This is a genomic window from Paracoccus sp. (in: a-proteobacteria) (genome assembly GCF_046462195.1).
Classification (GTDB): domain Bacteria; phylum Pseudomonadota; class Alphaproteobacteria; order Rhodobacterales; family Rhodobacteraceae; genus Paracoccus.
In genome coordinates, this window is record NZ_JBKGUN010000123.1 from 1 (window position 1) to 12472 (window position 12472).

Here is a 12472-nt window from a genome sequence, read left to right on the forward strand (position 1 = left end):
ATGAGCAAGCCGCTGATGGCCAAGGCCACCGCCGTCTGGCTGGTCGACAACACGACCCTCAGCTTCAAGCAGATCGGCGATTTCTGCGGTCTGCATGAACTCGAGGTCCAAGGCATTGCCGACGGCGACGTGGCGGCCGGCGTCAAGGGTTATGATCCCATCGCCTCTCACCAGCTGGATGCCGAAGAAATCAAGCGTGCCGAGGCCAGCCCGATGTATCGGCTGCGCTTGAAGCACAACCCTGCATCGGAAGGCGAAGAAAAGCGCCGCGGTCCGCGCTATACCCCGCTGTCCAAGCGTCAGGACCGCCCTGCCGCGATCCTGTGGCTGGTCAAGTTCCACCCGGAGTTGCAGGACGCCCAGATCGCCAAGCTGGTGGGCACGACCAAGCCGACCATTGCCTCGATCCGCGAGCGCACGCACTGGAACATCCAGAACATCCAACCAATCGACCCGGTCGCCTTGGGTCTCTGCCGCCAGACGGAACTGGATGCCGCCGTGCAGAAGGCCGCCAAGAAGCGCGCCGCCGAGGGTGTGGTCATGACCGATGACGAACGTCGCAAGCTGGTCAGCACCGAAACCTCGCTGTCCATGTCCGACGAGGCGCGACTGCCCAGCGCGATCGCCGGGCTCGAGACCTTCAGCCTGTCACGCGACGAGGAAAAGCCCGAACCCAAGCGGGATGCCGACAGCTTCTTCAACCTGCCGGACCGTGATGACGAAGACGAGGATGACGGCGACAATCGCTGATCCCTCTGTACTGCATGAAAAAAGGCCGGCATTTGCCGGCCTTTTCTCATTTCAGATCCGATGGATCAGGGTCGTGCGGAGCGTCCGCGGATCATGCGGAAGATCGCGATCAGGATGCAGGCACCGATCACGGCCACGATCAGCTGACCGACCAGGCCGCCGGCCGTGGTGCCCAGAATGGCGCGGAACAGCCAGTTACCGATCAGTGCGCCAAGGATACCCAAGATGATGTTGGTCAGAAGACCATGATTGCCCTTCATGATTTTCTCGGCGATCCAACCGGCAATGGCGCCCAGAATGATCGAAAGAATCCAGCCGTAGCCTTCCATGTCAGTCCCTTTCGGTAATGAAGCGGTCGCCGCCTTGGCGACCCGTCAGCGGAACAATGCCGTGATCGGGATTTATGTTCCTGCATCAGGTTCCCTGAAATGACAGGTGTTGAAAATGCGTCACACCGAGAGGCAGATGTATTTCATCTCCAGGTAATCCTCCATGCCGTGTCGGCTGCCCTCGCGGCCCAGGCCGGACTGCTTGACGCCGCCAAAGGGCGCCACCTCGGTCGAGATGATGCCGGTGTTCACGCCGACGATGCCGTATTCCAGCGCCTCCTGAACGCGGGTGATGCGGCCGATGTCGCGTGCATAGAAGTAGGACGCCAGTCCGAAGATCGTGTCGTTGGCCTTGGCCACGGCCTCTTCCTCGGTTTCGAAGGTGAAGAGCGCGGCAAGGGGGCCAAAGGTTTCCTCGGTCGCGACCTTCATGCTGTCGGTGACTCCGGTGACGACGGTGGGCTTGAAGAACAGCCCGTCCAGCCGCTCGCCCCCGGTCATGACCTCGCCCCCGCCGCTGGTCACGTCGCGGATGTGCTCCTCGACCTTCTCGACCGCGTCTTCGTTGATCAGGGGGCCGGTGGTCGTGCCTTCCTCCAGACCGTCGCCCACGCGCAGCTTGTCCACGGCCTGGGCCAGCTTTTTCGCAAAGGCCTCATAAACACCGGCCTGCACATAAATGCGGTTGGCGCAGACGCAGGTTTGTCCGTTGTTGCGGAACTTGGAGGCCATGGCGCCTTCCACGGCCGCATCAAGATCGGCGTCGTCGAAGACGATGAAGGGCGCATTGCCGCCCAGCTCCATGCTGCACTTCATCACCTGGTCCGCGGCCTGGCGCAGCAGGATGCGGCCCACCTCGGTCGATCCGGTGAAGGTCAGCTTGCGGACCTTGTGGTTTTCGCAGAACTCCTTGCCCACATCGCTTGAGCGCGACGAGGTGACGATGGACAGGATGCCCTTGGGCAGGCCGGCACGCTCGCCCAGAACCGCCATGGCCAAGGCCGACAGCGGCGTTTCCGCAGCGGGACGCGCCACAAAGCCGCAGCCCACGGCCAGTGCCGGTCCGGCCTTGCGGGTGATCATCGCGTTCGGAAAGTTCCACGGCGTGATCGAGCCGACGACCCCGATGGGCTGGCGGATCACGGTCAGGCGCTTGTCGGCCTGATGGCCGGGGATGGTTTCGCCGTAAACGCGCTTGGCCTCTTCGCCGAACCATTCGATGAAGCTGGCGCCATAGGCGATCTCGCCCTTGGCCTCGGGCAAGGGCTTGCCCTGTTCGGCGGTCAGGATGCGGCCGAGGTCATCCTGGTTTTCCATCATCAGGTCGAACCATCGGCGCATCACCTGCGCGCGTTCCTTGGCAGGACGTGCGGTCCAGTCCTTCATGGCCTCATGCGCGGCATCGATGGCGCGGGCAACCTCGGGACGGCCCAGATCGGCGACCTTGGCGATCACGTCGCCGCGGGCGGGGTTCCGGACCTCGAACGTGGCGCCGTCATCGGCATCGACCCATTCGCCGGCAACAAAGGCGCGGGTTTCCAGCAGCGATGGGTCGCGCAGCAGGGTCTTCAGGTCTGTCGAATGCTTGGTCATGATCTTTCCTCTTGCGGCGGCCCAAGATGAGCACGCGTCCAAAGCGCTGTCAAAGCCGTGGCGGTTCCCGGTTAACCATCTGCGCAAGTTGAACGCGACGATGCGGAACGGTTCAGTCTGCTTGCTTGTTCAGCATCAGATCCGCCCCACCACGGGGTTTTCAAATCGGAGACTGCCATGCGCAAGCTTGTTTTGACCACAGCCATCGTCGCCCTCGGCCTGCCTGTTGCCGCGATGGCCCAGACCACCGCCACCGCCTCGACCGACCTGAACGTCCGTTCGGGACCCGGCGTCCAGCACGCGGTCGTCGGCGCCATCATGGCCGGCAACGAGGTGACCGTGCGCGGCTGCATCGACAGCGCCAACTGGTGCGAAGTGTCGGGTGACGGCATCGAGGGCTGGTCCTATGGCGATTATCTGAACGTCACGGCAGGGGACGAGGTTGTTTCGCTTTACCCCAACCGCCAGACGGTCGGCGTCACCATCATTGAGGCGCCTGTCGAGGAAACACCCAGTGAAGGCCAGAACGCCGCTGTTGGCGGCCTTGGCGGTGCGGCCATAGGCGCGCTGATTGCGGGTCCCGTGGGCGCCGTTGCCGGTGCCGCCATCGGCGGCGGTGCAGGTGCTGCCGCGACCGAGGAGCCGGCGACCGAGGTGACGACCTATGTGACCTCGAACACTGTCGATCCGGTCTATCTAGACGGGGAGGTCGTCATCGGTGCCGGCGTGCCCGAAACGGTGGAAGTGTACGAAATTCCCGAGCAGCCGAACTATCGCTATGCCCAGATCAATGGTCAGACGGTTCTTGTGGATCCGACCGACCGCCAGATCGTTTACATCTATCGCTGAGCTTTTCCCTCTTGGCGATCTTTCTGAAGGCGGTGCGCTGGTTCGCACCGCCTTTTTTCTATGCAGGATGCGTGGTCCAGCAGGGCTGCAGATCGCCGCGCCTCGGCGAGGCCGCGTGAACCGCGTGGGCGATGGCCCGCGACAGCACACAGGCCGAGGCATGACCCAAGGCAAAGGCATCCGTCACAGGGTCGGCCAGGGGTCGCGCGGCGGTCGAAACGGCAAAGATCAGATCCCCGTCCAAAGGCGTGTGGCTGGGCACCAAGGCGCGTGCGATGCCGTCATGGGCGGCAACGGCCATGCGATGCAGCCCTGCCTTGTCCAATGCGGCATCGGTGGCCACGATGGCGATGGTTGTCGCCTCGCCCAGGCGCTTGGCCGGCAGAGGCTCCTGTTCCGAGGGAAAGGCCGCGGGCAGGCCGAGGCCTCCGAATTCCGATAACAGTTCCCACGGTGCGGCCCAGAATTCCGCGCCATCGCCGACAGTCGCCTGCCCCAGCGCGTTCACCACGACCAGCGCCCCGACCGTCAGCCCGTTCTCCAGCACCGCCGATGCGGAGCCGAGGCCTCCTTTCAGGTTGCCCGTCATCGCGCCCGTTCCGGCGCCTGCCGTGCCGATGGCGAAATCGGCCGCTGCGGCGTGCAAGGCTGCCTCGCCCAGCGTCGGATAAGGGTTGTGGGTCCAGTTCTTGTCGCCCCCGTTCAGCAGGTCGAAGACGATCGCCCCCGGCACGATGGGCACGCGCGCCCCGCCCACCGCGAAACCGCGCCCTGCCGCGTGCAGTCCCGCCATCACCCCATCGCAGGCCGCCAGTCCAAAGGCCGAGCCGCCGGACAGGACCAGGGCGTCGACCGCGCTCACCAGCTTGTCGGGCGCCAGCAGGTCCGTCTCGCGCGTGCCGGGTGCGCCGCCCATGACATGAACCGCTGCCGCAAAAGGCCGATCCGCCGTCAATACGCTGACCCCGGATCGCAACACGGCATCATCGGCATTGCCGACGCGCAGACCGTCCACATCGGTGATCAGGTTGCGCGGACCGGGCCTCATGCCATCGCCTTCAGCGCCGCTGCCCGCGTTTCCGACAGGGTCGCGCCCGTCGTCAGCGCCTCGGGGTCCAGACGCAACTCGATCACGGACAAGCGGCCGGACAGGCGGGCCTGTTCAAAGGCGGGTGCGAAATCCTCGTCCCGCTCGACCAGTTCGCCATGGCCGCCATAGGCGCGTGCGAGGGCCGCAAAGTCCGGGTTAAAAAGGTCCGTTCCCGAAACGCGGCCCGGGTAGTGGCGTTCCTGATGCATGCGGATGGTGCCATAGCGCCCATTATTGGCCACGAGCACGATCGGCGTTGCCCCATACTGTGCCGCGGTCGACAGTTCGGTCACGCTCATCTGCAGGCAACCGTCCCCGGCCAGACAGACAACCATCCGGTCGGGATGCGCCAAACTGGCCGAAATGGCCGAAGGCAGGCCATAGCCCATCGAGCCCGAGGTCGGCGCAAGCTGCGTGCCATACTGCCGCCAGCGGAAGTACCGGTGAAGGAACGCGGCATAGTTGCCCGCACCGTTGGTCAGGATGGCGTCGGGGGGCAGGTTCTCGGCCAGCCAGGACACCACGTTTTCCAGCCGAACGGAACCGGGGGTGGATCGTGGCACCTGCCAATCCTCGTACGAGGCGCGCAGCTGCTGCCGCCAGGCGGACCAGGCAGGCGCCGCGCCGGGCGCGGGCTGTTCCGCCAAGGCCGCGACAACGGCACGCGGGTCGGCCACGAGGCCCGGATCGGCGCGCCACAGGCTGCCCAGCTGGTCAGGGTCCGGATGCACATGGATCACCCGCGCATGGGGGCGTGTCGGGTCCATCAGGGAAAACCCGGCCGTCAGCGTGTCGCCCAGCCTGGACCCCAGCGACAGGATCACGTCGGCCTCGCGCAGCGCCAGACCCAGGGCAGGGTTCATGCCGATGCCCAGGTCGCCCACGTAATGGGGCAGGGTGTTGTCCATCCGGTCCTGACGGCGGAACGGCACCGCGACCGGCAGATCCCATGCGGCGGCAAAACCTGCCAGATCATGGGCCGCCTTGTTCGACCACAGGCTGCCGCCTGCCACCACCAGCGGTTGCCGCGCCCCCTGCAGCGCCTGCGCCACGACCGCCACGGCGTCGGGTGCGACATGGGGCAGGGGCGGACGGGCGGGCGGCAGGTCCGGGATATCGCAAGAGGCCGACAACATGTCCTCGGGCAGGGCCAGAACAACGGGTCCGGGCCGTCCCGTTGTTGCGACATGAAAGGCACGCGCCACATATTCGGGAATGCGCGCGGTCTGGTCGATCTGCGCGACCCACTTGGCCAGCGGCCCGAACATGGCCCGGTAGTCAACCTCCTGAAAGGCGTCCCGGTCCTGGTCGCCCCGTGCGATCTGGCCGACGAACAGGATCATCGGGGTCGAATCCTGCCGGGCGACATGCACGCCCGCGCTGGCATTGGTGGCGCCCGGACCGCGCGTCACGAAGGCCACGCCCGGTCGGCCGGTCAACTTGCCCGCGGCCTCGGCCATCATCGCGGCACCGCCTTCGTGACGGCAGACGATGTTGCCGATGCCGCTGTCATGCAAACCGTCCAGCGCGGCCAGGAAGCTTTCGCCGGGAACGGAAAAGACCCGTGTCACCCCGTTGAGCCGCAGTGCCTCTACCAGGATCTGTCCGCCATGCCGCATGTATCATCCTTTCGTGAATTCGATCTGGCGCACACGGACATGCCGCAGCGCCTCGACCATGAAGGCCGTCATCAGGCCAAAGTTCAGCAAACCGTTCGCCGCGGTCAGTCCGCCCAGGATGCGCCATTCCTGCGGCATCAGGACATCGCCATAGCCAAGCGTCGTGAAGGTCACCAAGGTGAAATACATGGCCTCCTCGAAGGTCGGGAAGACGCCCAGCAGGTGAAACACCACCGCCCACAGCCAGACCGAGGCGGTCAGCATGCCCAGCACGGCCAGGCTGGTCGTCACGACCACCAGCATCAGCTTGGGCCGGTGCGGGGCGCGCATCAGCCAGTGGGCGGCCTTGGCGAATGCGGTTTCCAGTGCCCAAACCGCCATGCCGGCCATCAGCACGCTGAGAATCATCAGCACCGATCCGAAGGCGATCTGTCCCAGCATAACGGTCCCTTCCCCTGTCACAGACCTAGCGCAGGCCCCGCATGACGCGCAACGCCACCTTTACATGGCGCGGCCTCGCGCCTATCTGACACGGTCATGGCCAAGGACGATGACAACAAGAACTACAAGGTGATCGCCGAGAACCGGCGGGCACGCTTCGATTACTTCATCGAGAGCGATCTCGAGGTGGGAATCATGCTGACCGGGTCCGAGGTCAAGTCCCTGCGCGTGGGCCAGTCCAACATCGCCGAAAGCTATGCCTCGGTCGAAGGGGGCGAGCTGTGGCTGATCAACGGCTATGTCGCGGCCTTGGCCCGTGCCGGTGTCTTCGGCCACGAGGAGCGTCGCCGCCGCAAGCTGCTGGTCAGCAAGCGCGAACTGGCCCGCCTGTGGCAGGCCACGGCCCGCGAAGGCATGACGCTGGTCCCGCTGGTGATGTATTTCAACCACCGTGGCATCGTGAAGCTGAAGATCGCCGTCGCCAAGGGCAAGAAAAACCACGACAAACGTGAAACCAGCGCCAATCGCGACTGGAACCGCCAGAAACAGCGCTTGTTGAAGCAAGGATAGCGCCCGTGCGGCATTGCAGCCCCGGCTGCCTCCCTGTAGATCGGGGCGGCGCGAGCCATGGGGGGACATGCGATGCAGGACGATCCGAAGACCTTGGTTTCGACCGACTGGCTGGCGGCGCATCTGAGCGACCCGGATCTGCGCATCATCGACGCCAGCTGGCACATGCCGGCATCCGGCCGCGACGCCCGCGCGGACTATGACGCGGGGCACATCCCCGGCGCCCGCTTCTTCGACATCGAAGCGATCAGCGACAAGCGCAGCGCGCTGCCGCACATGGCCCCGCCGCCCGAGATGTTCATCAGCCGCATGCGCGCGATGGGCGTGGGCGACGGGCATCAGGTCGTCATTTACGACAATTCGGACGTGCGCAGCGCCTTTCGCGTCTGGTGGACCTTTCGCCTGATGGGCAAGACCGATGTCGCCGTGCTGGATGGCGGCCTGCGGAAATGGCAGGCCGAGGGCCGCACCCTCGAGGACATGCCCCCGATCCTGCGCGACCGCCACATCACCGTCCAGCGGCAGGCGGCCCTGGTGCGCGATGTCACGCAGGTGGCCGCCGCCAGCAAACTGGGCGACCACGAGATCATCGATGCCCGCGCCCCCGAACGGTTCCGTGGAGACGCGGCCGAGCCGCGCCCCGGCCTGCGCGCGGGCCATATTCCCGGCGCCCGGAATCTGCCCTTTGGCCGCCTGTTCAAAGACAACGGCACGATGATCGAGCCTGATGCCATCCGCGCAGCCTTCGAGGAAGCGGGCGTGGATCTGTCCAAGCCCGCCATCACCACCTGCGGCAGCGGCGTGACCGCTGCGATCCTGTTCTTTGCACTGGAACGGATCGGGCACCGCAACCACTCGCTTTACGACGGAAGCTGGACCGAATGGGGCAGCTTTCCCGACCTGAATATCGCAACCGGAGACGCCTGAGATGCTGTCCAACCTCAAAGCCCAAGCCCCCGACAAGATCCTGATGCTGATCGAAGAGTTCAAGGCCGACACCCGTCAGGGCAAGATCGACCTGGGCGTTGGCGTTTACAAGGACCCGCAGGGCGTCACCCCCGTGATGCGCGCCGTCAAGGCGGCCGAGCAGCGGATCTGGGAAAGCCAGACCACCAAGGCCTATACCGGTCTGGCCGGAGAGCCGGAGTACCGGGGCGCGATGGCCGCGATGGTGCTGGGCGACGTGCCCGCCGACCGGCTGGCCTCGGTCGCGACCGTGGGCGGCACCGGAGCGATCCGTCAGGCGCTGGAACTGGCGCGGCTGGCGAACCCGGACGTGCGGGTCTTCGTGTCGAACCCCACCTGGCCCAACCACCTGTCCATCATGAACTTCATGGGCCTGCCCTTTACCGAATACCGTTATTTCGACGCCGAGACGCGGGGCGTGGACTTCGAAGGCATGAAGACCGACATCGCGCAGGCGGGCCGCGGCGACATCGTGCTGCTGCACGGTTGCTGCCACAACCCGACCGGCGCGAACCTGGACCTCGACCAGTGGTCCGAGGTCGTTTCGATCCTTGAGAAATCGGGTGCGATCCCGCTGATCGACCTGGCCTACCAAGGCTTTGGCGACGGTCTGGACGCGGATGCCGAGGCAACGCGCCTTGTGGCCGCACGCCTGCCCGAGGTTCTGATCGCGGCCTCCTGTTCCAAGAACTTCGGCATCTATCGCGAGCGGACCGGCATCCTGATGGCGCTGGCGGAAAACACCACCGCGCGTGATCTGGCGCAGGGGTCCATGGCCTATCTGAACCGCCAGAACTATTCCTTCCCGCCGGACCACGGGGCCCGGATCGTCAGCACGATCCTGACCGATGAAACCCTTCGCACAGACTGGGCTGCCGAACTGGAAGAGGTCCGCAACACGATGCTGGGCCTGCGCGACCAGCTGGCCTCCGAACTGCGCGACCTGTCGGGCAGCGACCGCTTCGACTTCATCGCCCGGCACCGCGGCATGTTCTCGCGCCTGGGCGCCACGCCCGAACAGGTGCAAAAGCTGAAAACGGATGCGGCGATCTATATGGTGGGCGACTCCCGCTTGAACATCGCGGGCCTGAACCGAAACACCGTTCCGGTTCTGGCGCGCGCCATCATCGACGCGGGCATCTGACGGCAGAAGGGGGCGGGATCACCCGTCCCCTTGTTCATGAAGCAGATGCAGGCGCAGTGCCGTCCCCTGCGCCCTTAACGGCGCGCCAGCCGTTGCTCGATGTAATCGCGCAATTCCTCGACCTCGGTCCGACTTTCGCGCAAGGCGTCCATGGCCGAGCGTTGTTCCGTCTGGGCGCTGAACAGCCGCGCCTCATAGTCGGCCCTGTTCTGCTGGTTCAAGGCCAAGGCCGCATCCCGTTCTTCCTCGGCCTCGTGCAGTTTCCGGGCCATGCGGTCCAGTTCGCCCCCGTCAATCCGGCCGGCGCGGGCCAGACGATGGACCAGCCAGCTGGCCAGCCATCCCAGCAGAAAGGCTCCGAACAGGATCAGGGCCGTCACGGTTATGAATTCGGAGCGGGTCATCGGGTTGTTTCGTCCTCGGCAGCGTCGGGTCCCAATCCCTGGGGACGGGGTCCCGGACGGGGGGTCGTGTCATTGGCATTCAGCACGGGCACCCTAATGTTTTCCTCGCGCTCGTCCAGAGATTGAAACTCCTCGCGTACACCCACCGTCATGGGTGCCATGCCTGTTGTGCCATTGCTGTGGGGCAGCTGCGGCCCCTGCATCGGCGGAAGGGCAGGGGCGGCAGGAGGCTCGGGGCGATTGGGGCCCTGCATGCGCCCTGCGGAAAGCACCTCCATGTCAGGACCCGCCATGCGCTCGGCCGCCATCACGATGGGCTGGCCGGTCACGCCGGAAACCGTGACGGGTGTCGGCAGGGGCTCGGACCGGACGGCATGCGGCGACAACAGGCGGAATTCGATCCGGCGGTTGGCTTCGCGTCCTTCATCGGTCTCGTTGGTGGCCACGGGCTGGCTTTCACCATAGCCGCGGGCGGTCATGTTGGTGACGGTGATGCCGGCCTGCTGCATGGCCGCCACGATGGCCTGCGCCCGTCCGCGTGACAGGTCAGCATTGAACCCCTGCGAGCCTTGTGCATCCGTGTGCCCCCCCGCCTCGATGGGGAACTCGGCGCAGTCGGTCATGGCCTCGGCCATGCGGGCCAGCGTCGGTGCCGGATCGCCGGCGATCGAGGAGCGGTTCGGCTCGAACCCGATCTCGCTTTCGGACATGATGCGGTTCAGCCGTGCGGCACATTCCTCGCCATCCGGCAGGCCCAGTGTCGTGTCCAGACGCCGGTCATAGGCGATGGCCAGTTGATAGGGCGCACCCGGTCCAAGACGCTCGGTCAACAGTTCGAGGGCCAGTTCGGCCGCCTGGGGATCACCCGAGACTCCCTTCAGAGACACCATGTCCGGCGTCACCTGAACCTCGCCCGCTTTCAGCGCGCTCATTGCCTCCAGCCCGGCAATGACGCGGACGGTCCAGCCGCCGGGCACCCTTTCGTCGCTGCGCAGCCCGCTCTGGGCGACCTGGAATCGCGAACGGGCAAAGCTGTCCACGGCCTGCCGCATCTGCCCATCGGCAATGCGGCCGCGCATCGACAGCGCGCCGTCGTCGGACAGGCTGGCCAGAAACTCGATCGGCGCGGTGGCGACGGGCTGCGCCTTTTCCAGCTGTGCGTTCAGGGTGAAAGCGGCGGGAAGAGCCTCGTTCAGCCGTGCCACCACGGCATCAAACTGTTGCGGTTCGACCCCTGCGGGGGCCACCAGCGCGATATCGGCGTCCGTGACAGTCACCTGACCCTGACCCAGTTGCGCCACAGCCTCGATCACGGCAACGGCGGCGTCACCCCAGGCATCCGAGGGCGCGCCCAGTCCCAGAGCGCAATCCGGCGCCCTGAAACCAGCGGCCTGTGCGGCCGCGATGATCCGCTGCCGCACAGGCTGTTCCTCGGCGGCGCAGGCTTCCAGCCGCGGCCCCGCCTGGTCCATCACAAAGCGCAGAACAAAGGGCGCGATCACCGGCCGCGGCGCCGTGATCTGCATGTCCAGCGTCACCCCCTGAGGTTTTGCCTGCTGCAGCGCCGCCTCCAGCTGCGCGGCGGCCTGGGCATCATCGGCAAGGGCCGCGACCTGAACCTGTCCGGGGGCGACCGAGATCTTGGCCTGTTCCGTCATTCCGGCCGCCTGCAAGGCAAGGCGCAGCGCCTCGTCCCAATGCGGGGGCGCCGGATGATCGGCGCTTTCCAGCAGATCGCTGACCTGCGTGCCGGGTGCATGGCCCAGCTCCCGCAGGATCGCGGCCCGGTCCGTAGTTGCCGGAACCAGCCCGATCAGGGACGTGCCCGCCTCGTTCTCCAGCAGCTCGATCTTGAAATCCGGTGGTGTCATGGGCTCCACGGCAGCCACACTTGTCTGATCCACGATCCGTGCGCCATCCACGGCCGTGGCGACTTGCGACAGGGCGGCAAAACGTTCGGCCTCGGACGGGGCGGTACCGGCCAGTTGCACCAGCAGCCCGTCGGTACGCACCTGCGCCCAGTCATGCCCGCCATCATCCAAGGCCAGCGTGACATCCTGCACGGTGCGGTCCTCGATAAAGGTCGCGGCCGCTTCCGCACCCACCCAGCACAAGCCTCCGGCGCCTGTCAGAACCAGCACGGTTGCGACAGTTGTCAGAAAACGGCGGCGCGATGAAGCCATGATGGATAAGCCTTGGGCTGTTGAACGCGCGCCGTGTCTAGCCCTGCGCCGGGCATGACGCAATCACGCCAACCCGGCAATGGCGAGAAACAGCGCCAAGATCAACCCTGCGTTGCGGTTCGACCGAAAAAGGCGCAGGCAGACATCGCCCTGATCCGGCTGGAAATTCCGCAACTGCCAGACCAGGTGCAGGCCGAATGCCAGCGCCCCTGCCCATCCGATCAACTGATTGCGACCCGTCAGCGCCACTGCCAGAACCAGCACCAGAACCGACACAACAGCAAAACCGGCAAGGATACGCGGGCTGCGGTCGCCAAACAGGCGCGCCGTGGACTTGACCCCGATCATGGCATCATCCTCGGCGTCCTGATGGGCATAGATCGTGTCATAGAAGATCGTCCAGGCGATGGCCCCCAGCCAGGCCACCACCGGCGCCGCATCCACGCGGCCCATATGCGCGGCATAGGCCAGCATGACGCCCCAGTTGAAGGCAAAGCCCAGAAACAGCTGCGGCCACCAGGTGAAGCGCTTGGC

At 65.7% G+C, this 12472-nt stretch carries 13 protein-coding genes; 5 read left to right on the forward strand and 8 right to left on the reverse strand.

What is annotated here, in order from left to right; all coding sequences use genetic code 11:
* Positions 1 to 750, forward strand: a 750-nt coding sequence (locus ACLHHB_RS07885; protein ID WP_410217723.1) for a DUF1013 domain-containing protein, incomplete at its 5' end; no start/stop codon positions are given.
* A 65-nt stretch (positions 751 to 815) separates the two neighbouring features.
* Here ACLHHB_RS07885 and ACLHHB_RS07890 read toward each other — a convergent pair.
* Together ACLHHB_RS07890 and ACLHHB_RS07895 are read right to left on the reverse strand one after the other, a co-directional pair.
* Complete coding sequence (locus ACLHHB_RS07890; protein WP_410217724.1) at positions 816 to 1079, reverse strand: GlsB/YeaQ/YmgE family stress response membrane protein; 264 nt, start codon at positions 1077 to 1079, stop codon at positions 816 to 818.
* Positions 1080 to 1199: 120 nt separating this feature from the next.
* Positions 1200 to 2672 (reverse strand): NAD-dependent succinate-semialdehyde dehydrogenase, encoded by a 1473-nt coding sequence (locus ACLHHB_RS07895; protein ID WP_410217725.1) that lies wholly within the window; start codon positions 2670 to 2672, stop codon positions 1200 to 1202.
* Positions 2673 to 2849: 177 nt separating this feature from the next.
* Here ACLHHB_RS07895 and ACLHHB_RS07900 point away from each other — a divergent pair, with 177 nt between their 5' ends.
* Positions 2850 to 3521, forward strand: coding sequence for a DUF1236 domain-containing protein (locus ACLHHB_RS07900; RefSeq protein ID WP_410217726.1), 672 nt, complete (start codon positions 2850 to 2852; stop codon positions 3519 to 3521).
* Between the two features lie 58 nt (positions 3522 to 3579).
* Here the strand turns inward: ACLHHB_RS07900 and ACLHHB_RS07905 are convergent, their stop codons facing one another.
* Genes ACLHHB_RS07905 through ACLHHB_RS07915 form a run of 3 tightly spaced genes read right to left on the reverse strand, consistent with a single transcriptional unit; the run spans position 3580 to position 6671 of the window.
* The gene (locus ACLHHB_RS07905) at positions 3580 to 4569 is read right to left on the reverse strand and encodes a P1 family peptidase (protein ID WP_410217727.1); all 990 of its coding nucleotides are present in this window, start codon (positions 4567 to 4569) and stop codon (positions 3580 to 3582) included.
* Positions 4566 to 6230, reverse strand: coding sequence for a thiamine pyrophosphate-binding protein (locus ACLHHB_RS07910; protein ID WP_410217728.1), 1665 nt, complete (start codon positions 6228 to 6230; stop codon positions 4566 to 4568). Before ACLHHB_RS07910 ends, ACLHHB_RS07905 begins: the two co-directional genes overlap by 4 nt.
* Before the next feature lie 3 nt (positions 6231 to 6233).
* Positions 6234 to 6671 (reverse strand): ion channel, encoded by a 438-nt coding sequence (locus tag ACLHHB_RS07915; RefSeq protein ID WP_410217729.1) that lies wholly within the window; start codon positions 6669 to 6671, stop codon positions 6234 to 6236.
* 96 nt (positions 6672 to 6767) lie between these two features.
* Between ACLHHB_RS07915 and smpB the strand changes: the two genes are divergently transcribed.
* The 3 genes from smpB (at position 6768) to ACLHHB_RS07930 (ending at position 9351) form a co-directional block, all read left to right on the forward strand.
* Positions 6768 to 7241, forward strand: a complete 474-nt coding sequence (smpB, locus tag ACLHHB_RS07920; RefSeq protein WP_410217730.1) for an SsrA-binding protein SmpB — start codon at positions 6768 to 6770, stop codon at positions 7239 to 7241.
* A 72-nt stretch (positions 7242 to 7313) separates the two neighbouring features.
* A complete protein-coding gene (sseA, locus tag ACLHHB_RS07925; protein WP_410217731.1) occupies positions 7314 to 8168 on the forward strand; it encodes a 3-mercaptopyruvate sulfurtransferase in 855 nt (284 codons plus the stop codon).
* A gap of 1 nt (position 8169) precedes the next feature.
* Positions 8170 to 9351 carry an aromatic amino acid transaminase gene (locus ACLHHB_RS07930; protein WP_410217732.1) on the forward strand — a complete coding sequence of 394 codons (1182 nt, stop codon included), beginning with the start codon at positions 8170 to 8172 and terminating at the stop codon, positions 9349 to 9351.
* Between the two features lie 74 nt (positions 9352 to 9425).
* Here the strand turns inward: ACLHHB_RS07930 and ACLHHB_RS07935 are convergent, their stop codons facing one another.
* The 3 genes from ACLHHB_RS07935 to ACLHHB_RS07945 all read right to left on the reverse strand — a co-directional run.
* The gene (locus ACLHHB_RS07935; protein WP_410217733.1) at positions 9426 to 9755 is read right to left on the reverse strand and encodes a hypothetical protein; all 330 of its coding nucleotides are present in this window, start codon (positions 9753 to 9755) and stop codon (positions 9426 to 9428) included.
* Positions 9752 to 11938 carry an OmpA family protein gene (locus ACLHHB_RS07940; protein WP_410217734.1) on the reverse strand — a complete coding sequence of 729 codons (2187 nt, stop codon included), beginning with the start codon at positions 11936 to 11938 and terminating at the stop codon, positions 9752 to 9754. The genes ACLHHB_RS07935 and ACLHHB_RS07940 overlap by 4 nt, the downstream gene beginning before the upstream one ends.
* 63 nt (positions 11939 to 12001) lie before the next feature.
* On the reverse strand, positions 12002 to 12472 hold a 471-nt coding region (locus tag ACLHHB_RS07945; protein ID WP_410217735.1), incomplete at its 5' end, for a UbiA family prenyltransferase.

Coding starts and splice junctions, on each gene's coding strand:
- ACLHHB_RS07895 (WP_410217725.1), bottom strand. CDS start 2,672: ATGACCAAGCATTCGACAGACCTGAAGACCCTGCTGCGCGACCCATCG.
- ACLHHB_RS07910 (WP_410217728.1), bottom strand. CDS start 6,230: ATGCGGCATGGCGGACAGATCCTGGTAGAGGCACTGCGGCTCAACGGG.
- ACLHHB_RS07935 (WP_410217733.1), bottom strand. CDS start 9,755: ATGACCCGCTCCGAATTCATAACCGTGACGGCCCTGATCCTGTTCGGA.
- ACLHHB_RS07930 (WP_410217732.1), top strand. CDS start 8,170: ATGCTGTCCAACCTCAAAGCCCAAGCCCCCGACAAGATCCTGATGCTG.
- ACLHHB_RS07890 (WP_410217724.1), bottom strand. CDS start 1,079: ATGGAAGGCTACGGCTGGATTCTTTCGATCATTCTGGGCGCCATTGCC.
- ACLHHB_RS07915 (WP_410217729.1), bottom strand. CDS start 6,671: ATGCTGGGACAGATCGCCTTCGGATCGGTGCTGATGATTCTCAGCGTG.
- ACLHHB_RS07940 (WP_410217734.1), bottom strand. CDS start 11,938: ATGGCTTCATCGCGCCGCCGTTTTCTGACAACTGTCGCAACCGTGCTG.
- smpB (WP_410217730.1), top strand. CDS start 6,768: ATGGCCAAGGACGATGACAACAAGAACTACAAGGTGATCGCCGAGAAC.
- sseA (WP_410217731.1), top strand. CDS start 7,314: ATGCAGGACGATCCGAAGACCTTGGTTTCGACCGACTGGCTGGCGGCG.
- ACLHHB_RS07905 (WP_410217727.1), bottom strand. CDS start 4,569: ATGAGGCCCGGTCCGCGCAACCTGATCACCGATGTGGACGGTCTGCGC.
- ACLHHB_RS07900 (WP_410217726.1), top strand. CDS start 2,850: ATGCGCAAGCTTGTTTTGACCACAGCCATCGTCGCCCTCGGCCTGCCT.